Origin of the sequence: Chitinimonas lacunae (assembly GCF_042650885.1) — a bacterium.
In the GTDB taxonomy this organism is placed as follows: Bacteria; Pseudomonadota; Gammaproteobacteria; order Burkholderiales; family Chitinimonadaceae; genus Chitinimonas_A; species Chitinimonas_A lacunae.
In genome coordinates this window covers 4254169-4280657 of record NZ_JBHSBU010000001.1, presented here as the reverse complement: position 1 = coordinate 4280657, position 26489 = coordinate 4254169, and the positions used below count along the sequence as shown (strand labels likewise).

Annotated in this window: 20 protein-coding genes; 13 read left to right on the top strand and 7 right to left on the bottom strand. The window is 62.2% G+C overall.

Annotated elements, in window-relative coordinates:
• Positions 1-140 precede the first annotated feature (140 nt).
• Complete coding sequence (locus ACFOW7_RS18315) at positions 141-806, bottom strand: response regulator (RefSeq protein ID WP_378167076.1); 666 nt, start codon at positions 804-806, stop codon at positions 141-143.
• On the bottom strand, positions 803-2290 hold the full coding sequence (locus tag ACFOW7_RS18310) for an ATP-binding protein (protein ID WP_378167074.1): 1488 nt from the start codon (positions 2288-2290) through the stop codon (positions 803-805). Before ACFOW7_RS18310 ends, ACFOW7_RS18315 begins: the two co-directional genes overlap by 4 nt.
• Before the next feature lie 295 nt (positions 2291-2585).
• Here ACFOW7_RS18310 and ACFOW7_RS18305 point away from each other — a divergent pair, with 295 nt between their 5' ends.
• The 7 genes from ACFOW7_RS18305 to ACFOW7_RS18275 all read left to right on the top strand — a co-directional run bounded on the left by ACFOW7_RS18305 (position 2586) and on the right by ACFOW7_RS18275 (position 10940).
• Positions 2586-2891: a hypothetical protein gene (locus tag ACFOW7_RS18305; RefSeq protein WP_378167072.1), complete on the top strand. Its 306-nt coding sequence runs from the start codon at positions 2586-2588 to the stop codon at positions 2889-2891.
• 457 nt (positions 2892-3348) lie between these two features.
• Entirely contained in the window at positions 3349-3543 is a 195-nt protein-coding gene (locus tag ACFOW7_RS18300; protein ID WP_378167070.1) for a hypothetical protein, read from the top strand.
• Positions 3544-3766: 223 nt separating this feature from the next.
• The gene (locus ACFOW7_RS18295) at positions 3767-4996 is read left to right on the top strand and encodes a radical SAM protein (RefSeq protein ID WP_378167068.1); all 1230 of its coding nucleotides are present in this window, start codon (positions 3767-3769) and stop codon (positions 4994-4996) included.
• Positions 4997-5036: 40 nt separating this feature from the next.
• Positions 5037-6725 carry a hypothetical protein gene (locus tag ACFOW7_RS18290; RefSeq protein WP_378167065.1) on the top strand — a complete coding sequence of 563 codons (1689 nt, stop codon included), beginning with the start codon at positions 5037-5039 and terminating at the stop codon, positions 6723-6725.
• A gap of 260 nt (positions 6726-6985) precedes the next feature.
• Entirely contained in the window at positions 6986-7219 is a 234-nt protein-coding gene (locus ACFOW7_RS18285; RefSeq protein ID WP_378167063.1) for a hypothetical protein, read from the top strand.
• Positions 7220-7599: 380 nt separating this feature from the next.
• The gene (locus ACFOW7_RS18280) at positions 7600-10095 is read left to right on the top strand and encodes an ankyrin repeat domain-containing protein (RefSeq protein ID WP_378167061.1); all 2496 of its coding nucleotides are present in this window, start codon (positions 7600-7602) and stop codon (positions 10093-10095) included.
• A gap of 50 nt (positions 10096-10145) precedes the next feature.
• Positions 10146-10940: a substrate-binding periplasmic protein gene (locus ACFOW7_RS18275; protein ID WP_378167058.1), complete on the top strand. Its 795-nt coding sequence runs from the start codon at positions 10146-10148 to the stop codon at positions 10938-10940.
• Positions 10941-11187: 247 nt separating this feature from the next.
• Here ACFOW7_RS18275 and fabF read toward each other — a convergent pair whose 3' ends face one another.
• The 5 genes from fabF to ACFOW7_RS18250 form a co-directional block, all read right to left on the bottom strand.
• Complete coding sequence (fabF, locus tag ACFOW7_RS18270; RefSeq protein WP_378167054.1) at positions 11188-12429, bottom strand: beta-ketoacyl-ACP synthase II; 1242 nt, start codon at positions 12427-12429, stop codon at positions 11188-11190.
• A 152-nt stretch (positions 12430-12581) separates the two neighbouring features.
• Positions 12582-12821, bottom strand: a complete 240-nt coding sequence (acpP, locus tag ACFOW7_RS18265; RefSeq protein ID WP_378167052.1) for an acyl carrier protein — start codon at positions 12819-12821, stop codon at positions 12582-12584.
• Positions 12822-12920: 99 nt separating this feature from the next.
• Positions 12921-13658, bottom strand: coding sequence for a 3-oxoacyl-ACP reductase FabG (gene fabG, locus ACFOW7_RS18260; protein ID WP_378167050.1), 738 nt, complete (start codon positions 13656-13658; stop codon positions 12921-12923).
• 46 nt (positions 13659-13704) lie between these two features.
• Positions 13705-14637, bottom strand: coding sequence for an ACP S-malonyltransferase (fabD, locus tag ACFOW7_RS18255; RefSeq protein ID WP_378167048.1), 933 nt, complete (start codon positions 14635-14637; stop codon positions 13705-13707).
• 46 nt (positions 14638-14683) lie between these two features.
• Positions 14684-15316: a glutathione S-transferase family protein gene (locus ACFOW7_RS18250; protein WP_378167045.1), complete on the bottom strand. Its 633-nt coding sequence runs from the start codon at positions 15314-15316 to the stop codon at positions 14684-14686.
• Positions 15317-15660: 344 nt separating this feature from the next.
• On the opposite strand from ACFOW7_RS18250, the gene ACFOW7_RS18245 reads away from it, so the two are divergent.
• From ACFOW7_RS18245 to ACFOW7_RS18220, 6 genes are all read left to right on the top strand, one after another.
• Positions 15661-17307 carry an alkaline phosphatase family protein gene (locus ACFOW7_RS18245; RefSeq protein WP_378167043.1) on the top strand — a complete coding sequence of 549 codons (1647 nt, stop codon included), beginning with the start codon at positions 15661-15663 and terminating at the stop codon, positions 17305-17307.
• A 406-nt stretch (positions 17308-17713) separates the two neighbouring features.
• Positions 17714-18334 carry a YfiR family protein gene (locus ACFOW7_RS18240; protein WP_378167041.1) on the top strand — a complete coding sequence of 207 codons (621 nt, stop codon included), beginning with the start codon at positions 17714-17716 and terminating at the stop codon, positions 18332-18334.
• A complete protein-coding gene (locus tag ACFOW7_RS18235) occupies positions 18331-20166 on the top strand; it encodes a PAS domain-containing protein (protein ID WP_378167039.1) in 1836 nt (611 codons plus the stop codon). The genes ACFOW7_RS18240 and ACFOW7_RS18235 overlap by 4 nt, the downstream gene beginning before the upstream one ends.
• Before the next feature lie 450 nt (positions 20167-20616).
• Entirely contained in the window at positions 20617-21816 is a 1200-nt protein-coding gene (locus tag ACFOW7_RS18230) for a hypothetical protein (protein WP_378167037.1), read from the top strand.
• The gene (locus tag ACFOW7_RS18225; protein ID WP_378167035.1) at positions 21813-24242 is read left to right on the top strand and encodes a hypothetical protein; all 2430 of its coding nucleotides are present in this window, start codon (positions 21813-21815) and stop codon (positions 24240-24242) included. Before ACFOW7_RS18230 ends, ACFOW7_RS18225 begins: the two co-directional genes overlap by 4 nt.
• 198 nt (positions 24243-24440) lie before the next feature.
• Positions 24441-26483 (top strand): TonB-dependent receptor plug domain-containing protein, encoded by a 2043-nt coding sequence (locus ACFOW7_RS18220; protein WP_378167033.1) that lies wholly within the window; start codon positions 24441-24443, stop codon positions 26481-26483.
• Positions 26484-26489 lie beyond the last annotated feature (6 nt).

Below are 26489 nucleotides of genomic sequence, written 5' to 3'. Positions count from 1 at the left end.
GATGACACTTCAACTTCCATCGAGCCTTGCAGCAATAAAACCGTCAAGCCCTGAAACCTCGCCGATCAAACTCCCCCTTCGCTTCGATGGACTGATCGATCATCGGGATGACGAAGCAGAAATGGCCGAGATTCGATTCTTCAGGTCTCGAACTTATATCCCACCCCATAGACCGAATGCACATACTCACGCTCCGGCTCCGCCATCTCCAGTTTGCGCCGCAGCTTCTTTACATGGCTGTCGATGGTGCGATCGGCCACTACCCGTCGGTCGGGATAGATACGCTGCATCAGCGCATCGCGCGAAAAGATCCGGCCCGGTTCGGCAGCCATCAGGCGCAGCAATTGATATTCGATGGCGGTCAGTTCGAGCGGGACGCTATGGAGACTGGCGCGTAATTTATCGTCCTCGAAACGCAGCGGCAGTTCGGGACGGTCCGGCAGGCGGCGGCGCAGGACGGCGCGGACGCGGGCCACCACTTCACGCGGGCTGTAGGGCTTGCAGATATAGTCGTCGGCGCCGAGTTCCAGCCCGAGCAGACGGTCGATCTCATCGACCCGGGCGGTGGTCATCAGGATCGGCACCTCGCTGAACGCCCGCAGCGCCCGGCACACTTCGAGCCCATCGAGTCCCGGCAGCATCAGATCGAGCAGAACGGCTGCCGGGGGCGTGGCCCGCACATAGTCGGTCACCTTGCGCCCATCATCGAGCCAAGCGGTCTGGAAACCGGCCTGATGCAGGAAATCGGCCAACAGGCTGGCCAGCTTCTCCTCGTCCTCGACGATCAATATGGTTGCTCCGTTCATCCACCACGCTCCCTCGGAAATTCAAATACCAGGGCCAGACCGCCCAAGAGACTATGTTCGGCCCGTACCGTGCCATCGTGGGCGGCGACGATATTGGCCACGATGGCCAGACCGAGCCCCGAGCCGCCAGTCGCGCGCTGGCGGCTGGCATCGACCCGGTAGAACCGCTCGAACAGATGCGGCAAGGCGTTGTCGGGCACGCCCGGGGCACTGTCTTCCCAGACCAGCGTCAGGCGCTGGGCATCGCCACTCAAGGTCACCCGCACTTGCCCGCCCGGATCGGTGTAACGCAGGCTGTTCTCGGCCAGGTTGAGCAGCAGTTGGCCCAGGCGCTGGGCATCACCCACGCAAGGCGCATGGTCGAGCCGACGAAACAGCAGGAGATCGAGATCGGCCCGTCGGAAACGACCGGCCAGGGCATCGAGTTCGTCCTGCACCAGCTCCGACAGGTCGAGCCGCTCGAAGCGGTAGCGCAAGGCAGCGCGGTCGGTCAGTTGCAGTTCCTTGATTTCATCGACCAGACGGCTCAGCCGTGTCACCTGGAGCATCAGTTCGCGCGCCGTGGCTTCGTCGTAGTGGCGTACACCATCCTGTAGCGCTTCGAGTTCGCCTTGCAGCACGCAAAGCGGCGTGCGCAGCTCATGGGCCAGATCGGCCATCCACTGGCGCTGGCTGGTGCCGTGCTCGTCAAGCGCCACGGCCAGCCGGTTGATATCGGCGGCAAGCTGGCCCAGCTCATCATTGCCTTGTCCACCGAGCCGCACGCTGTAGTCACGCGCCGCCAGGCGATCGAGCGCAGCCGCAATCCGTCGTACCGGCCGCAGCAACAGCGAGGCAAGCGGCCAGGACAGCGTTAATGCCAACAAAGCTGCCGCAAGACTGCCCCACAACATGATTCTTCTTTGCTGATTGGCAAAAAACAGGTCATTTTCGCTACTAAGTCTCTGTGCCAGTCGCGGCCGGCCCAGATAGCCGAGCAATTCGCCATCGCGGCCACGGATCTCGGTCAGATGGAGCTGTTCGGAAGGCAGCGATGGACCGCGCAGCAGACGGCGCTCGGCGTCGAGCAGAACGATGGGGAAAGGTGGCGGCCGCCGCATGCCAGGGCCACGTCCGGGGCGTGGTTCAGCAGGCGGGCCTTCGGCCTCGAAGGGTCGGGGCGGCGGGAAGGGATATTGACGTGCAGCCTGATCACGCTCCAGCGAAGCGTCGCCGCGCGCCGGTTCACTGCGGGGGAACACCCCTTCCAGCGCCCGCTCGAAACTGCGCGGATTGTCGGCCAGATGGCGCCAAGCCTCGCGGTCGGGGTAGTCACGTACCAGACGGTTACGCAGGGTCTCGATCATCTGCGACTGCACACCGTCAAGATGGGCGCGCAGACCTGCTTCAAAACCCAGCGTCGCCAGCAGATACATCACGCCGACCAGGATCAGCCCGAATCCACCCAGCGCCACGGCGAGCTTGGCGCGTAAGGTCCAACGCACGATAGCAGCTCCCACCAGAAAAATCGGCAGTGTAACGCGAGCGCCGCCAGGCAATTAAGGAAACCCTGTGCAAATCGCGGCAAGCCCGCCGACCTGATAGCGCTGACAGTGATAACTTAACTATCGATTAAATATAATTTGCTTGTCGGTTAAGTATGTATCGGAACAGTCGTTCCATATTGACCGGCAGATCAAACATCGTTTCTGGAGGAAAACCTGATGAAATACCCATCCCCCCCCACTCAGACCTCGCAGGCCGGGCAACTGGTCAGCCGGCTGCTGACGCCAGCCGAACTTGAGTCGGTATCCGGTGCTGGCGACAAATATTGCGAGCATACCCAAAGCAAGGAAGTCTTCCGGCAAGTCTGCCCGAAATAGACTTTGCAGACTCATTCAAATTGATGTGGATCTTGATTCAATGAAAACTCACTCACTCGTCCAGAAAAATATCGATCATCTGGTCAGCCGCCTGCTTACGCCAGCGGAAACCGAAACCATTGGCGGCGGCAACACTTCGCCCGACCACTGCCAATATCATCAGACCAATGAGCCTTATAAACAGAATTGCCTTGATGACGGCGACAAGGACAAGGGCAAGTAAACAGGGATTGCCAGCCTGTTTCGCGAGTGGCGGATAACCCTGCCATCGCACTTTGATCGACCTGGTGCCTGTTATTGATGTTCAGGAAATACCATTTCCGGCCCGATCTTTCGGGACGATGAGAATGACTTTCTTATGAAGAAGTATTTTGTGCATTGACAGAGATAAGCTGCACCATAGCCATCAGCATTGATGCACGAATACTTAATTCCATAGCAGGCGCCAATTACTTTTTTATCGATGAAAATGTCTTCCCTTTCCCGCCTCAGAACCGAGCAACTGGTGGCCCGCCTGTTGACCTCTGCCGAGCTAGATCACATCGGTGGCGGTAACTCGACCTATTGCCAGTACGAGCAGAGCGTCAGCGATCACTACACGCAGAACATCTGCACTCCGGAGCCGACGACAGGCTCGGCCAGTACCGATCGCTTGCCATCTCTTGAATAAGGAATCTTCCATGACTTCAGACCTGCTGACAGCCGGTATCCACCGGCTGGTCAATCGCCTGCTGACCCCCGAGGAACTTGAACAGGTCGGTGGTGGCGCCAGCTATGCCGAGCACAAGCAAAGCCCTGGCACCAAGTACACCCGCCAGATCAAGCAACCCGACGAACCCAAGACCGACCCGGGCGACGGCAACCGCTTCGCCTAAGGACTGCCGGACTGCCCCGCCGGGCAGTCCGGTATCTCCGCTGTCCCTGACACATCTGACAGTTCTGGCTTGATAGCTAGTTACCTATAATTTTACGTAACAGTAAATCACCCTCAGGCGTTACCGGTGCCATCACCCCCCGAACCGCACCGCCTTCCCGACGGAAGGTGGGTGGCCCGGGTGTTGGCCCGGCTTGCCTTGGGGTGACGTCCACGAGTTGATGATGCATACGATTCCCCTGTCGGCCCTGAAAAAGCCGACGCCGCCGAAAATCCGCAAGGTTCAGGTGATCTTCAAGACGGTTGAACGCTGCAATCTGGCCTGTACCTACTGTTATTACTACTTCCATGGCGACGACTCGGCCAATGGCCGCCCGGCCGTAGTCAGCCGCGAACTGTTTCCCGCCATTGTCGATTTCATTGCCACCGGCGCCCGTGACCTGGGGCTCGAAGAAATGGACATCATCTTCCACGGCGGCGAACCCACCCTGCAAAAGCCTCGCGATTTTGCCTATCTGTGCGACCTGATCCGTGAAAGGATCGACCCGGTTTGCCCGGTGTCGCTCGGGATGCAGACCAATGCCGTGCATCTGTCCGATGAGTGGCTCGATTGCCTGCGCCGCTATGGCGTGGGGGTCGGCATCAGCCTCGATGGCCCGGCCGAGTACCACGACCGCTTCCGGCTCGACCGCAAAGGTCGCGGCTCACATGCCCAGGTCGAAGCCAATCTGCGGCGGCTTCAGGCCGCGCGCCAGCAGGGCGAGCTGCCTTCGGTGGGCTGTATTTCGGTGGTCAACAGCGCTTTTTCCGCGCGGCGGATCTTTGACTATCTGACCGACGAGATGGGCCTGTCGGCGCTGGGTTTCCTGCTGCCCGACCGCTCCTGGGATACCCCGTTCGACAACGGCGACAGCGCGCTCGCTTACGGCGAATTTCTCAAGGAGCTGTTCGACGCCTGGCTGCTGCGCCAGGACGTACGGGTGCGCGAACTCAATGATCTGCTCGATTTTCTGCAACTGCGCCGCAACGAGGATATGCCGCGCCCGCCCGAACCGGACTCGGTGCGCAATCAGATCCTGGTGATCCAGAGCGACGGCACGATTTCGGTCGATGACTCCCTGATTCCGACGCTCGAATGGCGCCATAAATTTCCCTCGCCCCATATCTCGCAGACCAGCATGCGCGACTTCTTCTCGCTGCCGGGCTTTGCCGAGATCGCCCAGGCGCGCCATACCCTGCCGCAGGGCTGTAGCGATTGCGTGTGGAAGAAACCCTGTCACGGCGGCAGTCTGGAAAACCGCTACAGCCGCGAAAGCGGCTTCGACAATCCCAGTGTTTATTGCGACGGTCTGAAATCTTTCTATCGCCATGTCGCCGATACCCTGATCGACAACGGCTATCCGCGCGAGCTGATGGCGCAAAAACTCGGTGTCGAGCCGGCTCGGCTGTCCTGAGGCTTATTTCGCTTTGATCCGACTAAGGAAAAATCTCCCGATGAAACTTACCGCCCTGCTGGCGCTGGCGCTGCCCGTCTGCGCGACGGCCGCCGCGCCTGTGACCGTCGAACTCGGCGCCAAAGACGGCGATCTCTACGTCGAATACCAATTTCCGGCCGACCGGACCTTTATCAAATTCGAGAACAACCGCTTCGACTCGATTCGCCGCGAACGCTGGAAGGCCTTGAGCGATTGCGCCGTACTGATCGACGGCGGCCTGCGCCGCCATCAGTCCGAGCGTTGCCGCAAGGTCCGCTTCGACATCATCAAGGGCACGCTGCATCTGAGCCGTACCTATCAACTGGCCGAAAGCATCAGTGACGACCACGATGTGATGACCCATACCGACCATTTCGCGGTGGACGCCCCGCAGGTGCGGTGGCGCTTTCGGCCGGCCAAGGGTGAAATCGTGATCAACGACGGCCGCGCCTTGGCGCGTCCGGTCACGGTACGCAGCACCAGCACCGAACAGGATCGCAGCGAGCGGCTAAGCCGCCGCTATAACGACGCCCTGGTCTATTTCGGCAAACCGGACCGTGTGCAGCGCTGGGGCGGTACGCTGGTCGTCATGAGCAAGGCGCTGCCGCCCGCGATCGAAACCCGGCTCAGCACCACCCATAACGAGGCGATGCGCGACTACGCCCGCGCCTTCGGCCCCAATTCCCATCCGCGTGCGCTGTTTATCAAATATCTGCCGCCGACTGGCAACAACGCGGACTACCAGCGTGGCGACGTGACGCGCAACAGCATGATCCAGCTGTCCCTTGCCGTCCCGGCCGAACCGTCGGCGGCCTTCCTCAACAAGCTCGACAGTCTGGTCGCGCATGAACTGTCCCATCTCTGGAACAGCGGCCAAGCCTATTCCACCCAGAACGGCAGCCAACCCTGGCTCCATGAAGGCGGCGCCGACTGGATCACCTACGCCTGGCTGCGCCAGTCGAACCGGATCAGCGAAGAGGAATACCAGCGCCTGTTGGCCGACCAGCTCAATCGCTGCCGCAGCGAGATCGGCAATGAACCGTTCAAGGGCGACGGCAATGGCGCCAATGGCAAGGTGGCCTACCATTGCGGCATCAGCTTGTACTGGCTCGGCTATCTGTCGCTGCGGCAACGACAGCCCGATCTGACCCCGCTTACCGCCGTCGCAGGCTTTTTCCGGCGTTTCCCGGCCTATGACGACGCCCGCTGGATCGCCTATTTCGCCAGCGGTAACGGCGCCGATCTCAAGGAAACGGTCCAGGGGGTAACACCTTTTGCCGCTGCCCTGCCTGCCCTGTTGCGTGCCCGCGGCGTCGAAGTCGAGAGCGTGCCGGTCGAAGCCCCCGAATTTCCTGTTGTCTCGGGTCAGCTCATCGGTGCACTCCAGAGCAAGGACTGCCGAGGCAGCGTGGCTTTCTGGACCCATCACGACCATTTCAGGACCGACGCCATGCCGCACTGCACCACCCTCAAGCGCAGTCTGAAAATCGACCGGGTGGCCGGCGTCAAGCTGTTGCAGGATCCGCTGACCGCTTACACCAAGCTGCGTGCTGCCTGTCAGCAGCAAGGCGCCAGCGTGACGCTGGGTACGCTCGATGGGGAAACGGTCGATGTCGCCTGCCCTGACCAGTTCACCGTGCTGACCGACCGACTGAAACTGCGCGACGCCAAATCGCCACACGCCAAGGTTTCCGCAAGTCAGCAATAAAATATCCCTCGATATTTACTGCTGCGCCGGTCATATCAAGGATAGATTTATTTCTTTCTGAAAGTCGCATACAGACTTGCGACCAGAATTGCAGAAATTTATCTATATGATCCTTCCTGTGACCGGCGCCCCTAAGACCCAGCAATCACCCCAGCCTCCCGCTCTCTCTCCCGAACGCGCCCCCATCCTCGCACCAGCAACGCCGCCTTATCTTCTACAATCGCTGCGCGCCACTTGGCACCTGCCCTGGAGCTTCTGTCATGTCTGACCTCCTCGATCTCGGCTATTGCTACCGGACCACTCGCGCTGGCGAAGTGCATATCAGCCACCATGGCCGTCCGGCCGCCATCTTGCGCGGCGAGGCGGCCCGGCGTTTTCTTGAGCGGGTTGATGAAGACAAGGCAAACACCCAGTTGCTGATGGCCCGGATCACAGGCAACTTCAGGCGTGGCAATGAAAGCCGGGCAGCGCGGCATCCACGTAATGGCGGCTGAAGCGTTTCCCGACCCGCTTTTGATTTTTCTTTGCAAGCGGCGTCCAAGCTCAGCGACAACAGACGGAAGTCAGCTACCAGGCAACAGCAACGCTGCATTGCACTGATCCTGCTGTTTGGCTGGTGATGGACTCAATGGTGGGTACTGGACGGTGTCGTGCTCCACCCTACGCCGTCGGCAGGTTTGGACGCCATATTGAAAGCGGATACTGGATGTGATGGGCGTGTCGGGGACGAGGACTTCCGAAGTCACAGCCTCGAGCCCCCTGGGCTTGGCCGCTCCGGCGTAAATCCGACCATGGTTGAGCCATCGGCTCAGGCATACACTGCGTGCCGCGCCAGATCGCCATCACTTCAAATTCCCATCTGTACAGGTGTCTTATGCCTCATCTCTCCCGCCAGCTTTTGCTTGATGCCCTGGTCAATGACGACCCTCTGTCTGCCTTGCAAGCGTTGGCCGACGGACAGGTCGGGGCATTTGTGGAGGCGATGACGCAGTGTGAGGACGATCAGCCCGTCCCATTTCTGGAGGCGGTGGAACAGGGTGATACCGTGCTGGTGAGCTGGTTGTTGAGTCTGGGGATACCGATCGACAGTCGGGATGCCCAGGAAGTCACCGGGCTGCATCGGGCACTGCGCGAAGGCAATGAGGCGATGGCGCGCCTGCTGCTCGAACAGGGTGCCGATCCCTATGCCGTCAGCCGGCGCGGCACGCGCGCCGTCGATCTGGCGTTTGCCGGCGGCGTGAACAGTCTGATCGATCTGTTGCTTGAATATGACCCGGTACTGGATTACTGCAACGGCGCCGGTTTGACGCCGCTCCATTGGGCGGCCAGCTCGGGCCGGACTGAGATGGTCGAGCGGGTTCTGGCACTGAGCCGGCTGACACCGTTCGAGACCACCCAGAAAGGCTGGCGGCCACTTGAATACAGTCGCGATCTGACGATGTTCCGCCATCTTGCCGCCAAGATGGGCGACGACGCGCTGCAAACGACCTTTGCCGATGGCAACCATTCGCTGCACGTCTTCTGCCAGTACGGCGTGACCGAGGTCGTCGCCTGGCTGCTCGACCACGGCGCCTCGATCAAGCTAGCGGGCCTCAATGACAATAGCCCGCTGCACTATGCCGTCACCTCGGCCAATTCGGACACCTTAGCGTTGCTGCTCGAGCGCGGCGCCGACCCCAATGCCCGCAACCATTACGGCTATCGGCCGCTGCACTGGGCAGCGGGTTATGGCCATCTGGAGATTGTCCAGAAGCTGCTGGCAGCGGGCGCCAAGGTCAACGTCAAGACCCAGCACTCCGAGACGCCGCTGTATCAGGCCATCCGCAAGGGCCATGATCTGGTGGCATTGAGCCTGATCCAGGCTGGCGCCGACCTCGATGCCGTCAACGGCAGCCTGCACCAGACCGCGCTGTGCGAAGCCGCCAGACGCGATGCCCTGCCGCTGGCGCGCGAGCTGCTGAGGCAGGGTGCCAGCCCCAATGGGGTGGCCGCGAAGGGAAAAGACCGTTACAGCGTCTCGCCACTCGACAATGCCGCCAGCGGTGAGATGGTCGATCTGCTGGTCGCGGCTGGTGCCGATGTCAACGCGACAGACAGCCTCCACCAGAACGCCCTGCATCACCAGGTGCGCTGGCTGGAAGACAAGGAGCTTGACACCGAAGCCGGCAAGCGCCGGCTGGCTGCCATCGAAGCGCTGCTACGCCACGGCATTGACCCCGAGGCGACAGACTGGAGCGGCAATCCCCCGTTGCAATGGTCGAAATGCAAAGCGGCCTCGGTGCTGATCGCCGCCACCATCCGACGCCGCCATGGCGGCGATGGCTCGCCAGATGAGCAGGCGGACTATCTGGAAGGCCAGCAATTACGTCTGCTGTCCGACGAATGCACCAGCGAGGCCCAGCTCTACCAACTGGGACAGAAGATCGAGGAAGCGAGCGAACAGGCGGTGCGCTCACTGAGCGACGAGCCGGGCGACCCGGGGCGCACGGTGCTGCATCAACTGATCCACTCGGCCCAGCGCAAGTATTCGGACGATGAGCGTCCGCCGTTGAGCCGGTACGCCAGGCTGGTCAAGTTGCTGCTGGAAAAGGGCGCCGACCCCAATGCCCGGACCCGCGACAGGGCCGACACCCCGCTTCATCTGCTGCTGCTAGTGGCCAGCACCGAATACGACCAGCCAGAAGACGTGGCCACGCTGGTGCAGATGGCCCAGTGGCTGCTCGACCAGGGTGCCGACCCCAATCTGGAGAACGGCAAAGGCAGCACCGCCCTCGATATGGCCCGCCATGGCCCGATGATCGAACTGCTGCGCGCCCGGGGCGGTCGGCATGGACGGCACCATCAGGCCATGTTCGATGCCGTGCGCTACGAAAATGCCGCCGAGCGGCTCGACACGCTGTACCGCTACGGCGCCGACCTCGATACCGTCGATGCCTGGGGCAATACGCCGCTCCATCACGCCTTCGATATCGGCTGGGTCGAATCGGCCCGCCATCTGCTGATCCTCGGCGCCGATCCGACCCGCTGCAATCAGCACGGCAACCCGGCGCTCCATCAAGCCTGCCAGGCAGGTCTGTTCGAGCTGGTCCGGCTGCTGCTCGACCGTGGCGTCGATCCCAACCAGCCCAACCGGCGCGGTCTGTTGGCGCTGAGCTATCTGCTCGGCTACGAGAGACATCATTGGGATCGCGAAGAAGTCAAACGCGCCAAGCTCGACATGGAGGCCACTGCCGCCCTGCTGGTCGAGCGCGGCACCCGGCTCGATCTGACCGACGATGATGGCTATACCGTGCTCGACTACAGCCCGAGCAAACGGCTCGCGCAGCAGCTCCAACGCGTGGCGCGGCAAGCCGCCAAGTCAGCCGCTTGACGGTTTCCACCGACCCCGGCGCGCCAACTCGACCAGACTAAGATTACCTCATGGGATACCGACACGGCCTGCTGACCCTGCTGCTCTCCACCACGGTCCTCGGTGCTGCCACGACGCCCGAGTTGCCGCCCTTGCGGCTGGTGATCGGCGAAACCAAACCGCCCTATGTGCTCGCCGCCGAGCGGCGCGGCATCGAATACGACCTGCTGACCGCCGCGCTCGACAGCGCCGGCTACCGGCCGCTGGTCAGTTTCGCGCCCAATAAGCAGGCCCAGTTGCAGCTTGCCGCCGGTCAGGCCGATGCAGTGATCAGCAATAGCGGCGGCTTCCTGTCCGACCCCTATATCGCCTACAAGAACGCCGCCATCAGTCTGTGTCGGAACAAGCTGCGCATCCATAAGGTGCCCGAACTCGACCGCTACCGCGTGGCCTCGTTCCATAACGCCCAGCGCTACCTCGGTCCCGAGTTCGCCGCCATGGCGGCACGCAACCCCGACTATATCGAGCGCTCGCCGCAGATCATTCTCAACCGGCTGCTCTACAGCGGCCGGGTCGATGTGGCGATCTCGGACATCAATATCTTCCAGCACTTCACCGCCCAGCTCGACCCCCGGCTCGATACCCGCCAGCCGCTCTGCTTCCACTCGCTCTTCCCCCCGACGCTGTACCGGCTGGCCTTCCGCGACCAGACCGCGCGCGACCGCTTCAACCGCGCCCTGCGCCAGATTCTGCGCGGTGACTTCTACGAAACCCTGGCCCAGCGCTATCGACTGCCGATGGAAAACGGCCGGCCGTATTTCAAGCCGCCTGAAGTCGGTGCAAGTGAAGCGGACAAGTCGAAGTAGTCGATCTAGCTGCGGGATAGGCGGCCAGGCAGGACGATGAGGGGCTTGCGGGCTGGACGTGGCGACCGGCTTAGATGGAGACTGTTTTTATGCATTTTATTATCTAATCCGCACAGATAATAGCAGACATTTTGCATAAAAATTGATTATTGGATGATTTCAAAAGCCGCAGCGCCGCTGCGTCCATCGGGCCGGAAAATCGCGCCGCCCCAAGGAAAACAGGCCGCTCGAGGAGCGGCCTGCCGGGTCAGGACAGTCGTTTGAACACCAAGGTCCCGTTGGTGCCGCCGAAGCCGAACGAGTTGGAGATGGCCACATCGATCTTCATCTCACGCGCCACATTGGGCACATAGTCGAGATCGCAGGCCGGGTCCGGGTCATGCAGATTGATGGTGGGCGGGCTGAGCTGGTGATGGATGGCCAGCACCGAATAGACCGCTTCGACACCGCCGGCGCCACCCAGCAGATGGCCGATCATCGACTTGGTCGAGTTGACCACCAGCTTGCGGGCATGGTCGCCAAAGCAGCGCTTGATCGCCACGGTTTCGGCCAGATCGCCGAGCGGAGTCGAGGTGCCATGGGCATTGATGTAATGGACCTCGTCGGCATTGAGCCTGGCATCGCGCAGCGCATTGGCCATGCCACGGGCCGGGCCGTCGCCGTCCTCGGCCGGGGCGGTGATATGGTAGGCGTCCGAACTCATGCCAAAGCCGACCAGCTCGGCGTAGATGGTGGCGCCGCGCCGCTTGGCGTGTTCGTATTCTTCGAGCACCAGTACCCCGGCGCCCTCACCCATCACGAAGCCATCGCGGCCACTGTCCCACGGCCGCGAGGCGCCGGCCGGATCGTCGTTGCGGGTCGACAGCGCCCGCGCCGCCGCAAAACCGGCGATACCGAGCCGGGTAATCGCGCATTCGGCTCCACCGGCCAGCATCACATCGGCGTCGCCATAGGCAATCATCCGGCCGGCGTCACCGATACAGTGGGCACCGGTGGTGCAGGCCGACACGATGCCGTAACTCGGGCCCTTGTAGCCCTTCATGATCGACACCTGGCCCGCCACCATATTGATGATCGAGCCGGGAATGAAGAACGGCGTCACCTTGCGCGGACCGCCGTCGCGCAGCACGCCGTCGGTTTCCTCGATCAGCGGCAGACCACCGATGCCAGAGCCGATATTGACGCCGATCCGGGTCGGATCGATGTCGGCGCCGTCCAGGCCGGCGTCGGCGGCTGCCTGGAAGGCGGCAGCGATGCCGTAGTGCATAAAGTAATCCATGCGCCGGGCGTCTTTCGGCGTCATGTATTGGGTCACGTCGAAATCCTTGACCTCGGCCGCGATCTGGCAGGCGAGGTCGGAGGTATCGAAACGGGTGATCTTGGTCACGCCCGAGGTGCCGGCGACCAGGTTGGCCCAGCCGGTGGCGACATCGTTGCCGATCGGGGAAATCAACCCGAGGCCGGTGACGACGACTCTGCGTTTGGACACAGTCTTACTCCATCTTGGCGCGGTTGCCCACGCTAGGGATCAAACAAGCAACCGATTGAATCGGACCTTGGATACGACGAGACCTCTGCGCCAGCGGCGGCTTGGGGGCCGCGTTGCCGCAGAGGTCTCAAATCTGGCAAGCCGGAAAAGGCTTACTTGTTCAGGTGGCCGTTAACGTAATCGATGGCCTGCTGCACGGTGGTGATCTTTTCGGCTTCGTCGTCCGGAATTTCGCACTCGAATTCTTCTTCGAGGGCCATCACGAGTTCAACGGTGTCGAGCGAATCGGCGCCCAGGTCTTCGACGAAGGACGACTCGTTCTTGATGTCGGCTTCGTTGACGCCCAGTTGTTCGGCGACGATTTTCTTCACTCGTTGTTCGATATTTTCCATTTCTAGAACCCAAGCCTTTCGTGGTGGATGGATAGTCAAAAAGCGCCCGCATTCTAGCAAAAAATGGCGCAGGCGCGTAAACCCAAGCTAAAAACGCTTTCAATTCATATACATGCCACCGTTGACATGCAAGGTGGTGCCGGTGATATAGGCGGCGCGCTCGCTGGCGAGAAAGGCAACGGCCTCGGCCACATCGCGCGGACTGCCGAGCCGCTCGAGCGGAATCTGGGCCAGCAGCTTGGCGCGATAGTCCTCGCTGAGGGCGGCGGTCATATCGGTATCGATAAAGCCGGGCGCCACGCTGTTGACGGTGATCTGTCGGCTGCCCACTTCACGTGCCAGTGCCCGGGTAAAGCCCTCGATCCCGGCCTTGGCCGCCGCGTAGTTGGCCTGGCCCGGCGTGCCGGTGCTGCCGACCACCGAAGAGATGCTGATGATCCGCCCCCAGCGCGCCTTCATCATGCCACGCAGCACGGCCTTGGACAGACGGAATACCGAGCGCAGATTGGTATCGAGCACGGCCTCCCAGTCGTCTTCCTTCATCCGCATCAGCAGTTGGTCGCGGGTGATGCCGGCATTGTTGACCAGCAGCGTCACCGGACCCAGCTCGGCCTCAATACGGCCGAGCACCACATCGATCGCGGCCGGGTCGTTGACATCGAGCGCCAGACCCAGGCCGCCGTGCGGCTGTAGATAGTCGGCGATGGCAGCGGCGCCCGATTCGGAAGTGGCCGTACCGACCACCCGGGCACCCTCGGCAGCCAGCAGTTCGGCAATGGCGCGGCCGATGCCGCGCGAAGCGCCTGTGACCAGCGCAACCTTGTTTTCTAGGGACATGGTGACTCCTGTAGACCGCCCGGCCCCCGCCGGACGGCAGAAACGATCAAGCGGCCAGCAGCGCCTTGAGCGCGTCGAACTGGGCCGGTTCGAGCAGCGAAACGGTCTGTGCGCCAGCGTCGATCCGCTTGTTGAGGCCGGCCAGCACGCGGCCCGGGCCGCATTCGCCGATCACCCCGACGCCGGCAGCCCGCAGCGCCTGCACCGTCTCGACCCAGCGCACCGGCTGGTAGAGCTGACGGGCCAGCGCAGCGCGGATCGCTCCGGCGTCGCCATGGCTTGCCACATCGGCGTTATGCAGCACCGGAATCGCCGGCGCTGCCAGCGGCAGCTCGGCCAGCGCCTGAGCCAGCCGCTCGGCGGCCGGGCGCATCAGGGCGCAGTGCGACGGGACCGAGACCGGCAGCGGCAGCACCCGCTTGACCCCGCGCGCCTTGAGCAGCTCGACGGCACGCGCCACGGCGTCCTTGGCACCGGCGATCACCACCTGGCCCGGCGCATTGAAATTGACCGGTTCGACCACTTCGCCCTGGGCGGCATCGGCACAGGCGCTGCGGATCAGTTCGTCCTCGGCCCCGATCACCGCGGCCATGGCGCCGCTGCCCAGCGGCACGGCCTCCTGCATCGCCTCGGCGCGCAGCCGCACCAGCGGCAGGGCCTGGGCGAAGTCGAGCACGCCTGCCGCCACCAGGGCGGCGTATTCGCCCAGGCTGTGGCCGGCCAGCAGCGTCGGCCGGGCGCCGCCGGCCGCCAGCCAGGCACGCCAGATCGCCACATCGGCCGTCAGCATCAGCGGCTGGGTATTGACCGTGGCGTTGAGTGCCTCTTCCGGCCCTTCGGCCATCAGGCGGACCACGTCCTGCCCCAGCACTTCGCTGGCCTCGGTCAGCGTCTCGCGCACGACGGCCAGATCGGCAAAGGCGTCGAGCATGCCGACCGATTGCGAACCCTGGCCGGGAAATACCATAGCGAATGTCATCGGAACTCCTTGAAAAGCACGCCGCCCGGCAGGCGGCGGAAAACGGCTAGCGCCATAGCGGCCGAGAGGCGTCGAAGTCGGCCATGGCACGCTGATAGGTCGGGCGCGCGGCCAAGGTCTCGCGGTAGGCCGCCAGCGGCAGTTCAGCCAGCAGGTCCTCGTCGTAGATCCGGCGGCTGATCCGGCTGGCCAGCGGCAGATGGAACGCCGCCGCGCAATCGGCCAGCGTGAAGTCGGCGCCCGCCACATAGGGGGAGAATTTCGCCAGGCGGGCAAAGGCGGCGACCCCGCGCTTCAGCTGGCTGCGCGCTTCCTCCTTGACCGCATCGGCCAGTGGATGGCCCAGCAGCAGATGCGGCAACAGCCGGCGCGCGCTCAGGTCGATCCCGGTCTCCAGCACCAGCAACAGCTCGCGCACCTTGGCGCGTTCCTGCAACGAGGCGGGCAGCAAGGCCGGTTCGGGGTGGCACTCCTCCAGATATTCGACGATGGCCTGCGACTCGCAAAAGCCGCCTTCTTCGGTCTCGAAATACGGAATCTTGCCGGTCGGGCAGCGGGCCAGATAGTCCGGACTGCCCGGCATCGCCACGATCTCTTCAAATGCCAGCGCCTTTTCCAGCAGGGCCAGCTTGACCTTGTTGTAGTAATTGGAGCGCGCGAAACCATACAGTTTGTACATGGGAATCCCCTATCGGACGAGCTGGACAAGCGGGGCGCGATGAGTAGGACAATCCGCATCAGGGAAAAACCATATGCGGCGAATTGCAGTGATCATCGCGCAATCTCGGCGAATCGGCGGCCTTGGGCCCAGGCGAAAGAACGCGATGGTAACGCCACCGCCGGTACGATACCAGCAAGCGAGCGCTCGTTTAAATCGATACTCCAGCATTTACGCCGAAACAAAAATGGGCAAGTATGCGCTCGGTCCGGGTCGGCCTTCCGCGTGGCCGACCGGGACGGCGACCCGTTCGCCTCGTATCGCTCAAATAAGACCACCGCAACAGAGATTGAAGGAGTCATTCGATGTCCTATCGTTCCGTCCTGCTCGGCGCTGCAGCGCTGACCGCCCTCGGCGTCACCGGTCAGGCGATTGCCGCACCCGCCAAGCCAAAGCGTGTGCTGATCGCTGTGTTCGACCAGATGAAGCCCGACTACATCGAGCGCTTTGGCATGGACAACCTGAAGAAGCTGCGCGACGAAGGTGTGCACTTCAAGGACGGCCACCTCGGCCATATGGCCTCCGAGACGGTGATCAGCCATAACGTGATGGTCAGCGGCCAGTTCCCCAAGAATATGGGCTGGACCGACGAAGCCTTCCGCGACAGCCGCAACCTGCTCGGCAAGGGTAAGAACGCGATCTGGACCACCGGTTCGCTCAGCCGCGAGCAGTTCGCCACCCTGATCAAAGACGCCAACTATCCGAAACTCGCCGACTACCTGCATACCGCCCAACCGGGCAGCAAATTCATCGTGGTGGGCGAAAAGGACTATGCGGTCGAATCGGTCGCCGCGCCCACGGGCGATATCGCCGTGCGGATGTCAGACCGCCAGAAGGACGTCAGCAAGGAAACCGGTTGCGACAATCTGCAAGGCCAGTGGCGCTATCCCTATGGCGTCAATGTGCCGAGCTATCTGACCGAGCCCAAGTGCGGCCGCTTCTACATCAACTCCGACAAGGGCAACGACTACGGCACGCTGGCAACGCCGCCGACCTGGCTCTACCCGCTCGACGGCAACCGCTTCGTGCCGGGCAACGACCCCGAACATTTGGGCGGCGACGCCTGGGTGGCCGATGCGGCGATGGCCATGATGGAGAAGGAAAACTGGAGCGGCATGCTGATGACCTTCGGTGGCATCGACAAGGCCGGCCATATGTGGGGTCCGGACGACGCCGCCCAGGCACCGGCCGACGATCCGGCCGCCAAGACCCAGTTGCCGTTTATCGCCAAATACGCCGATGAGCAGTTCGGCCGCGTGTTGCAAAAGCTCAAGGACCTGAATCAGCTCGACGAGACCCTCATCGTGGTGACGGCCGACCATGGCGCGGTGCACGGCTGGCACGACTTCAAGGGCGTCAATGCCGCCAATCGTGGCGACAACAACTGGTACTGGGGCGAAGCCGTCAACGCAACCGGTCTCGACAAGCCGGTGCCGGCCATCCAACCGCTGATCGATACCGGCAACGTCCAGTTCAACTACCAATCCACCACCGTCAATACCTGGCTCAAGGACGATTCGCTGGCCAAGAAGCGCGAAATGGCCAAGATCATGCGCAAGCTGCCGGGTGTGGTCGCCACCTACTACCTCGACGGCAAGCGCTACAAGCTCGACACCGCCACCGATACCGCCGCCAAGATGACGGCGAGCGAACATCGCTGGTGGAAGCGCAATGCCCAGCGCCTGATCGACACCATGGCCGCCCCGTCCAGCCCCGATGTGGTGGGCGTGCTGGCCAGCGGCATCAACTACTCGGTCAGCGGCGACCACGGCGGCTTCAAGGAAGACGAACAGCGCGTGCCGATGTATATCTGGGCTGCCAATATCCGTTCGGAAACCCCGTCCTACGCCTTCCGCACCGTCGATATTCTGCCGACCGTGCTCAAAGCCATGGACATCAAGCAAACCCATCGCAATGATGGCAAGGCTTATCCGCTCAAGTTCAAGAAGTAATCAGTCGGTTTGCTGACAAGGGAAACACCTGCCTAGGCAGGTGTTTTTCTTTATTGTCTTTTTGTCATATTAGATAAAGCAATCGTTTTGCAATAAATTTTCCAATTCCTCCTTCTCCAGCCCGGGCACCTTCCCGGTCACCAACGACCCACTCCAACCCGGCCACTTCCCCGGCACGCAAAAAGTCTCCGGCGCAACCGGTCTATCCTGCCCGCCCAGCGACGACTCGCTGCGGGTCAGACCATGAGGGCCGGTGGACGCGAATGGGACCGGACAGCAAGCGGCAGCGTCCTAAGATAAATAGCGTGGACGATTGTGGCTAAAGGCAGCTCAGCGGCTGAATTGCCGACCTCGTCCCGCTCCGGCACCGCGGGAAACCCGGCCGTCCATCGCGCGGAAACCTATAGTGGAACATGCTCCGTTTCTCGCCCGGATGATGGTGATACTGCCCGCTCCAGCCACCCTGCCCCGCTCCCCCCTGGCCCGCTGCCGCATGGCTTTGCTGGTCTGGCTGGGGGCATGGGTGCTGACAGGGCAACCTGAGGCGGCGGCCCCTGCCGAGTACGACGTCAAGATGGCCTATGTGCTGAATTTCACCCGCTATGTGCAGTGGCCCGCCGCCAGTATGGCGCCCGGGGCACCGATGCGGATATGCGTCATCGGCGAAGACCCGTTTGGCGACTCGCTTGACCGGGCCGTCAACGCCAGTCCGGGCCGGCCCCTGGCGGCGCGGCGTCTGCGCCGGGTCGAAGAGGCGGCTGACTGCCATATCGTGCTGATCGCCAAGGATGAGGAAAAACGGCAGGCGCAGTGGCTGCTGGCTCTGCAAGGCAAGCCGATTCTGACTGTCGGGGAGTCGGAACACTTTATCCGCGACGGTGGCGTGATCGGGCTGTTGCTGGTCAAGAGCACCGTCCGGTTCGAAGTCAATCTCGATGCCGCACAGCGTGCCGGGCTGCGAATCAGTTCCCGGATGCTGAGCCTGGCCGAGGCCGTACACAACAGTAGCGCCGAGGAGCCCAGATGAGGCGCCCTCTGCGTGATCTGCCGCTGCGGCGCAAACTGCTGCTCGCGCTGTGGCTGGCCAGCAGTGCTGCGCTGCTGTTGGCGAGTCTGTTGACCCTGGCTTATGAGCTGGCCACCTTCCAGCCCCGTCTGGCGCGTGAGCTGGGGGTCAAGGCCGAATTGCTCAGTCTCAATCTGCATGCCGCCCTCAGCTTCAACGATGCCGAAGTGGCGCGCGAAACACTGTCCACCCTGCAAGCACTGCCCGAAGTCGGCGGTGCCTGCGTCTTCACCAAGCAAGGCCAGTTGTTCGCCCGCTATAGTCCCCGACCCGACGCCACCTGCAACTGGCATGCGGAGTTGACCCACACCCCACTCCATTTCACCGAACACCAGCTATGGTTTACCCGGCCGATTCTGAGCGGGCCGGTGTTGGTGGGTTATCTGCAAATCCAATACGACCTGCCGTCGCTGGGCAGCCGGCTGGCCGAATACGCCGTGGTGCTGGCGCTGGTGCTGCTGGCGGTGGGCTTGCTGTCGCTATTGCTGGCAGGCTTGTTGCGGCGGCTGATCTCCGACCCGCTGATGGAACTGGGCGCCTTGGCCCGCACCGTCTCGGCCAGCGATGACTACAGCCGCCGCGCTGCCGTCGATCGGCGCGACGAGATCGGCTGGCTGGCCGAGGCACTCAACCATATGCTCGACAAGATCGGCCAGCGCGACGCCGAACTGCGCGCCAGCCATGCCACCTTGCAGGCGGTGATCGACAACACCACCGCCGTCATCTACGTCAAAGACCTCGATGGCCGCTTTATCCTGGTCAACCGCCAGTTCGAGACGCTGTTCCATACCAACCGGCAAGGCGTGCTCGGCCGAACCGACCGCGATCTGTTTCCGGCACAGTTTGCCGAGGAATACCGCCGCAACGACCAGGAAGTCATGCAGAGCCGCGAACCCTTGCAGTTCGAAGAAACCGCGTTGCAGGAAGATGGCGAGCATACCTATCTGTCGGTCAAATTCCCGCTGACTACGGCCGATGGCCAGGTCTCGGGCATCTGCGGCGTATCGACCGACATCACCGAGCGCAAACGCGACGAAGCCAAGCAGGCCCGCTACCGTGATGAACTCGAAGCGGCCGTGCGGGCGCGCACGCGCGAGCTGGAAAGCGCCAATACCGAACTCAAGGCCTTCAGCTATTCGGTTTCGCACGATCTGCGTGCCCCGCTGCGAACCCTCGACGGCTTCAGCCTGATGCTGGCCGAGGACTATGCCGACCGGCTCGACGACCGGGGCCGCGACTATATCAACCGCCTGCGTCGCGCCGCCCAGCGCATGAGCGATCTGATCGATGCCATGCTGCTGCTGTCCAAGGTGGCCAATGCCGGCCTGAAGCGCGAACTGGTCGATCTGAGCGCCATCGCCAGCTCGATCAGTGACGATCTGCGCAATGAATCACCACAGCGGCCCATTGAGTTCGAGATCGCGCCCGACGTCAAAGCACTGGCCGACCGCCAGCTGATCCAGATCGTGCTGCGCAATCTGCTGGAGAACGCCTGGAAATACAGCGCCTACAGCGAACCCAGCCGCATCACCTTCGGCGTGATCGATGACGGCGAGCGGATCTACTTTATCCGCGACAACGGTGCAGGCTTCGATATGGCGTACTCCAACAAGCTGTTCCAGCCGTTCCAGCGGCTGCACAAGGCCGAGGAGTTCAGCGGTACCGGTATTGGGCTGGCAACCGTACAGCGGGTGATCCAGCGCCATAACGGTCGTATCTGGGCCGACAGCCAACCTGGCTGTGGCTCGACCTTCTTTTTTACCCTGGAGAATTTCGAGGAGACATCGAGCTAGTCCCAGGGCGCGGACACAGCAAAAAGGAAAATTTCAGGAAAACATAGTTCAAGGCATATAAACATCCATAAAAATAAAAAAATCTTTTCTGACTTTTTACTTCTCAACTTCCCTCCATCTCTCCCTCCTATCGAGCGGACACCTCCGCAACGCTTCTCTCCTTTCCAACTCAACCTCCACACACCGCCGCCGGATAGCCTGCAAAAGAAAAACTGCTTTTTCGGCATCTCCCAAGCATCCATCTTCTCCCGCCGCACTCTCTCGAATGCCACAGCCTTGACAGTCGCTTTACATGTCAAATCGAGGCTTTTTACCGCCCTTTTTCCTGAAAAACGAAGAAATAAGTCGATTTTTCGGGATTTTCTGCCTGGCACAGATATTGATATTGGCTAGCGCCCTGCGAGAGGACAGCGCAGCAGGCTTCTCTTTATTGCTCAAAAGGAAAACAGGATGAATCAGTTGATTGCCCCAGTCGCTGAAGCAGCGATTCAGCCCGAAGTGTTGATTGCCAACTTTGAAAAGCTTGTCGCCAGCACCGAGAAGAACCGCAAATCCGCACTGTGGTATGCCTGGCATTACCTGCAACTCTATGCCTACTGGGGGGTGCGTCTGCCCAGCAGCGATGCCGAGCTGAAGATGTCGCTCGATATCAAGCAACCGGAGTCCTATCTGTTCTACGGCACCATGCTGGAGGGGTATTCGCAGGTGCATAAGGCCTGTTTCAGCTTTCTGAGCGATCTGTTTCCGCGGGTCGTCAACCTTGGCAGCAGCCTTAAGCGCTTTGCCGACGATGCCAGCAAGGAAGGTGGCGGGCTGTTCTCGGCAGTGATCGAACTGATCGAGAAAAAGGACGGCTTCAGCGCGCTGGATCTCTTGCGCGATCTGCGCAGCACCGCCACCAAGAACGCTGACGAGGCCGCTGCTGTCCGCAACGGGCTCGCCTCTTTCCGTACCCAGCTCGCCGCAGCCAACAGCAAGGTCAAGAATGCCGATGAGCAAGTGGAAAAGGACAGCAAGACCAACCAGGCGGTGCTCGACAAATATAACGGCGGCGAGGATGCCATCGGCTCGATCAAGCAATTGAGCAAGCAGCTACAGAACGAGCGTGAGGAATACAAACAGGATGTGATCATCGCCAGCACCACCGTCACCTATGCCTGGATTCCGCTATGGGGCCAATTGTCGGCCATCATCATTGCCGGCATCTACGGCGACAAAGCCGCCAAGATGTTGCGGAAGATCGAAGAGGACGAAGCCCGGCTGGCCAAGGCCAATGCCGAGTTGTCCTTGGCGATTCAGGTGCGCAAGGTCCAGGACACCGCCAAGCACAGCCTCGACAAAGTGGCGGCCAATACCGAGCTGGCCATCGCCTATACCGTCACGGTGGAAAACAGTTGGCGCGGCATCGAATCGGAAATCGACCTGATCGCCGAGAAGGTCAGCTATATGCTCAAGCAGCGCGACGGCGAAGAAGTGCTGGCCGCAGAAAGCGTGATCAAGCTCTACGCCAGAAACGCCGAAGCCGCCTGGACCCGTCTGGTGCCGCCACTCGAGGACTTGCTGGCTGAGCCATATATCAAGATTTCCGACCAGAAGAGCACCCTGACCGACCTGGCCAAGCAGGTCGAACAGGCGCTGGAGGTAAAATGAGCCGGCTTGAGCGATTACCGGTCCGCCTGGCGGACCACTATGGCCCGGCGACCCTGCAAGCCTGGCAACTGCCGCTGCCGGCTGCGGAGGATCCGACCAGCAGCCAGTATTGGCGGCTTGCCTTGTCCTGGGATGAGCTAGCGCAGCAGTATCAGCAGCAACCCGATGCGCCTTTTGTGCTGATCTGCGATGCCTTGAGCCTCGACGCCGATATCGTGCTGAACCGGCCCTATCTGGTGTTTGCCCGCAGCATCACGGTGTCCGACGCCGCCCGGGTGATACTCGACCGCACCAGCGGAGCCGAAGGCGGTCTGACGCTGTTTGCCCAGGAGGTGGTGAACCGGGCGGATGGCCAGCCCCGCGCCTTGCGACTATGTCGGATCGAAACGGTGACGGATGAGCCGGTGGAGAGCACCAGCGACTTTCTGCCAGAGCCGTCCGCTGCGGCCGTAGGGTGCAAATGGACCGCAGGCGCTTTTGAGCGGATCGAGCTGAACACGATCGACCCGGCCCACCTGAGCCCGGATACTCCGCTCTACAGCGCGCTGACCACGCAATTCCAGATTGCCACCCTGCTATCGAGCGAACAGCCCGAACTCAGCCTTGCCCAGTTACGCTGGATCAGCGCGCTTGGCCTGATCAGCCCTGACACCCGAGAGCTGGCTGCCCAGGCAGCCGCCATGGCCATCGAGCTATCGGCAGCCCGTGCCGTGCCGGACGGGGCAGTACTGGTGCCACCGCTCGACCAAGCGCTCTACAGCTCGGCCGCCGGCACGCTGACCGATCTGCTGCGCTCGCGTCAACGCAACTGGGAGGCGATCAGCGCCATGCAGACCGATGACGCACGCTGGGCGCAGGCGGCGCTCGAAGCACTGGGGGATCGGGACAGTCAGCTCGATCTGGCGAAAAAGCTGGAGAAACAGAGCAGCGAAGCCCGACAACAGGCACTGGCGGCACGGCAGCTCGCTGCGCAGTTGGTGGTCGAGACGCAGGCGCAGATCCGGCTGCGCGAAATCGACTTCCAGCTCGGCATCAAACGTTGGCAGGAAGAACAGATCGGCCGGGAAATCTTTGGACTGGTCACAGGCGCCTTCCAACTGCTCGCCCAGATTCCCGCCCTGATGTCAGCCGGTCCGCTGCTGCCGGCTCTCTCAGCCGCCCAAGCCGCCGGCTCGGCTGCCGGCAGTCTGGTCATCAATACCCCACCCGCAGGTGGCTCGACCGGACTCTCGCCGGAGGAGCGCGAGAAGCGTCAGAACGCCTTGATCGAAGGGCTGAAATCGGGCTTTGAGGGCGGCCAGAAGGTCGTCGATGCCGCCCTCAATATCAGCCGGATCATCGCCAACGCCGAAGCGATGGAAGCCGCCAGCGAGCAGCTCTACCGTCATATCGATAGCTCGGTCGAGCAATCGATGTCGAACTTCGAACTGAGCGGACTCGATCAGGTGACGGGGGGTGCGCAAGCCTGGGAAATCCTGTCGCACACCATCGAGGACGCCTTCGACAATCTGGGCGGCGGCGTGCTGTTGAGTGTGCCGGGCGGGTCGGCCTATCGCCTGGAATTCCGCAAACTGATTGCCTACGGCAAATCGCTCAGCGAAGCGCGTCTGGCGATGATCCGCGCCACGGCGCAACTGGTCGAGCTGAAGCTGCGCCGTCAGGCTGCCGAACAGGCACAGGCTGCCGCCCAGCAGAGTGTCAGCCGTCATCAGCAAATCGGCGCTCGCCGGGAACGGCTGGCGCAACAGGCATTCAGCAAAGTGCTCGATGCCAAACGGGCGGTCTATCTGGCCATGGAAGCCTATCGCCGCGCCTATCTGTACTTCACCCTGGCCGACGAGTCGGCTACGCCGCCACTGCCACGGCTCACCGACCCCTTGGAGCGCTTTGAAGCGGCAGTCATCGGCTTGTCGAGCCGGCTCCTGCTTGCCCAAACCTTGTCAAAGCCGCCACAAACGATGGACGAGGTGGAAATCGTCCTCGATGATGCGGCGCTTCTGGCATCGCTACAGGAACGCGGAGAAGTGAGCTGGACGCTGCCGAGTGATCATCCGGCCTTCCATGGTTTCGGACGGGTGCGACTACAGCGGGTACGGGCTTTTCTTGAGGGAGTGGTCAAGCCGGGAGAGATAGCGGTACAGATCCGCACCGCCGGTCATTATCGCGATCGGCGACTCGACGGAACACTGCGGGAGTTTGTCGGTGAGCCGCTCAGCAAGCAGTTCGTCTATCAGGCCGATACGCGGCGTATCCGCTTCGATGGCGATATCGCCCGTCGCTACGAGAACGATTATTTCACCCCGACGCCGTTTACCACCTGGACCTTGCGTTTCGTTCGACAGGACGGCCAAGCGCTCGATCTGACCCAGGTGAAACAGTTGATCGTGAAGTTTTATGGCGAGGCCAGCAGTCTGACCCGGCATTAGTGCGTTTCCCTTCAGAGCGGCATCGCCAGCAGTGCTGGTCGGGCCTGGGCCTGACGCGCCGGGTCCGGCCCCACTGACGCCGAGTTTTTCAGAAAGGCACTCAAACTGCCCAATGGAGCGCCACCTGATGGGGCGCTCCCTTCCATCGGACCGGGTTTGTACTACGCTGAGGCAAGCCAATGCGTCAGGGAAACCACCATGCCCACCGCCCGCGCCCTTCGCTATATCTCACTCTGCTTTACCTGTTTAGCCGTCGTCGGTGCCGAGACCGAATTGACGGTGTTCGATCTCAATCTCGAAGCACTGCGTGATCTCAAGGTATTGACCGCCAGTAAACGGCCGCAGCGCGTGGGCGAGGCGCCGGCGGTGATCTCGGTGGTGACGGCCGACGATATCCGCCATTTCGGCTATCGCTCGGTCGCCGAAGCGTTGAGTCAGGTACCGGGGCTATACGATGTCTACGACCAGGTGGCGCACAACGTGGGGGTGCGCGGCATTCATCCCGGCGTGCGGGCCTATTCGCGGCTGCTCAAGGTGATGATCGACAGCCAGCCCATTGCGTTTCGCGCCGATGCCAGCAACTACCTTGGCCCCGAACTGCTCGACCCGGCGCTGATCGAGCGCATCGAAGTGGTCCGCGGCCCGGCTTCGGCGCTCTATGGCGCCGATGCCTTTCTTGGCGTGGTCAATATCATCACCCGCCGCCCGGAATCCTCCAGCCTGCAGGCCACCGTGCGCGGTTTTGCCGGCGGTGAACAGGGCTTTGGCGTCTCGCTCCATGGCGAAGGCCGCCACGGCAATTGGAGCTGGCTAGCCGGTCTGTCACTCGACGACACCGACCGCAGCGGCCAGCCTTTACCGCCCAGCTCCCCGTTCTATTCGCGGCTCGGCGGCGCCAATGTACGCTCAGCCGACGACCAGTCGCGGCCGCGCAATCTGCTGCTGCGCGTTGATCATCGCAGCGACCGGCACGACAGCGGCGTGCTGCTGCATGTCTACCGGCTCGACAACCACGGCCAGTTTCTCGATTTCGGTGTGCTGAGCCCGCGTAACCGCGTGGCGCTGCGCCAGGAGACGCTGCGGCTGCGCCACGAACGACGCGAATGGCACGGCTGGACGCTGCGTGGCGCCGCCGCGCTCAGTCATGGCGGCCCCGACAACCGCGAACGGCTCGATCTGGGCAGCACGGCCAGCCATCCCAGGCGCGACTTCGGTTTCAGCGCACTGGACCTGCAATTCGAGGCCGAACGCACGCTCGGTGAAACCCAGGTGCTGACCATGGGAATAGACCGCAGCGTTGACCACGAAGAGCGGATGCGGGTCTACAGCGTGCGCAGCAATAACGGACAGAGCAGCTTGATTTCAGGTGAAGACGGCGAGGTGCGGCTGCGCAATCTCGGCCTCTATCTGCAATACAGCCTGCGTCCCTGGCCCGAGTGGGGCTTGACCGTCAATCTGCGCAAGGACCGCCATAACGTTTACGGCGACACCGTCAATCATCGGGTGGCCATGGTGGGCGAAGTGGGCAATATCGCCTACAAATTGCTGCACGGCAGCTCCTACAAGGCACCGGCCGCCTTACAGCTCTATGCCCAGCCGCTGTTTGCCGGCGAAGTGCTGGGCAATCCGGCGCTCGAACCCGAACACGCCCGCATTACCGAAGCGGCCCTGAGCGGCCGGATCTCGTCGCAGTTATGGTGGTCGGCCAATGCCTATGTGATGACGGTGGACGACAAGGTCGAGCTGTTACCGCGCGGGGTGAACCAGCGGCCGCAGAACAGCGGCAAGCAAAAGGGACGTGGCCTGGAAACCGAACTGGCCTGGGCGCCGGGCGCGCACCGTTTCGATCTGCGACTCGCCTGGCAGCGCAGCGTCGATATTGCCCAACCGATTCTGCAAGCCAGCCAGGAAGCGCCCACGGCGAGCTATCCGCGTCTGACGGTCGGCCTGGCCTGGCGTTATTTCGACCAGAAATGGGGCTCGTTTGCCCTGTCCGGCCGCCATGTCTCGCCGCGTCGGGCCAGCAAGGTCAATAGCCAGGAAAACCTGCTGCGGCCCTATCAATTGCCGTCCTACTCGGTGTTCGACGCCAACTGGCGTCATGAGAAGGGGCCGCACTCGCTCTCGCTGCGGCTGGCCAATCTGACCGATCGCCGCTATGCCGAACCGGGCTACGGCGGCATCGATCTGCCGGCACCGCGCCGCAGTGCCATGTTGAGTTACGGCTACCGCTTTTACTGATCGTCG

Bases quoted from the DNA above. Each gene is read 5' to 3' on its own strand.
- ACFOW7_RS18315 (WP_378167076.1), bottom strand. From the start codon at position 806: ATGAACGGAGCAACCATATTGATCGTCGAGGACGAGGAGAAGCTGGCC.
- ACFOW7_RS18300 (WP_378167070.1), top strand. From the start codon at position 3,349: ATGACTTCAGACCTGCTGACAGCCGGTATCCACCGGCTGGTCAATCGC.
- ACFOW7_RS18295 (WP_378167068.1), top strand. From the start codon at position 3,767: ATGCATACGATTCCCCTGTCGGCCCTGAAAAAGCCGACGCCGCCGAAA.
- ACFOW7_RS18290 (WP_378167065.1), top strand. From the start codon at position 5,037: ATGAAACTTACCGCCCTGCTGGCGCTGGCGCTGCCCGTCTGCGCGACG.
- ACFOW7_RS18285 (WP_378167063.1), top strand. From the start codon at position 6,986: ATGTCTGACCTCCTCGATCTCGGCTATTGCTACCGGACCACTCGCGCT.
- ACFOW7_RS18280 (WP_378167061.1), top strand. From the start codon at position 7,600: ATGCCTCATCTCTCCCGCCAGCTTTTGCTTGATGCCCTGGTCAATGAC.
- ACFOW7_RS18275 (WP_378167058.1), top strand. From the start codon at position 10,146: ATGGGATACCGACACGGCCTGCTGACCCTGCTGCTCTCCACCACGGTC.
- acpP (WP_378167052.1), bottom strand. From the start codon at position 12,821: ATGGAAAATATCGAACAACGAGTGAAGAAAATCGTCGCCGAACAACTG.
- fabG (WP_378167050.1), bottom strand. From the start codon at position 13,658: ATGTCCCTAGAAAACAAGGTTGCGCTGGTCACAGGCGCTTCGCGCGGC.
- fabD (WP_378167048.1), bottom strand. From the start codon at position 14,637: ATGACATTCGCTATGGTATTTCCCGGCCAGGGTTCGCAATCGGTCGGC.
- ACFOW7_RS18250 (WP_378167045.1), bottom strand. From the start codon at position 15,316: ATGTACAAACTGTATGGTTTCGCGCGCTCCAATTACTACAACAAGGTC.
- ACFOW7_RS18245 (WP_378167043.1), top strand. From the start codon at position 15,661: ATGTCCTATCGTTCCGTCCTGCTCGGCGCTGCAGCGCTGACCGCCCTC.
- ACFOW7_RS18235 (WP_378167039.1), top strand. From the start codon at position 18,331: ATGAGGCGCCCTCTGCGTGATCTGCCGCTGCGGCGCAAACTGCTGCTC.
- ACFOW7_RS18230 (WP_378167037.1), top strand. From the start codon at position 20,617: ATGAATCAGTTGATTGCCCCAGTCGCTGAAGCAGCGATTCAGCCCGAA.
- ACFOW7_RS18225 (WP_378167035.1), top strand. From the start codon at position 21,813: ATGAGCCGGCTTGAGCGATTACCGGTCCGCCTGGCGGACCACTATGGC.
- ACFOW7_RS18220 (WP_378167033.1), top strand. From the start codon at position 24,441: ATGCCCACCGCCCGCGCCCTTCGCTATATCTCACTCTGCTTTACCTGT.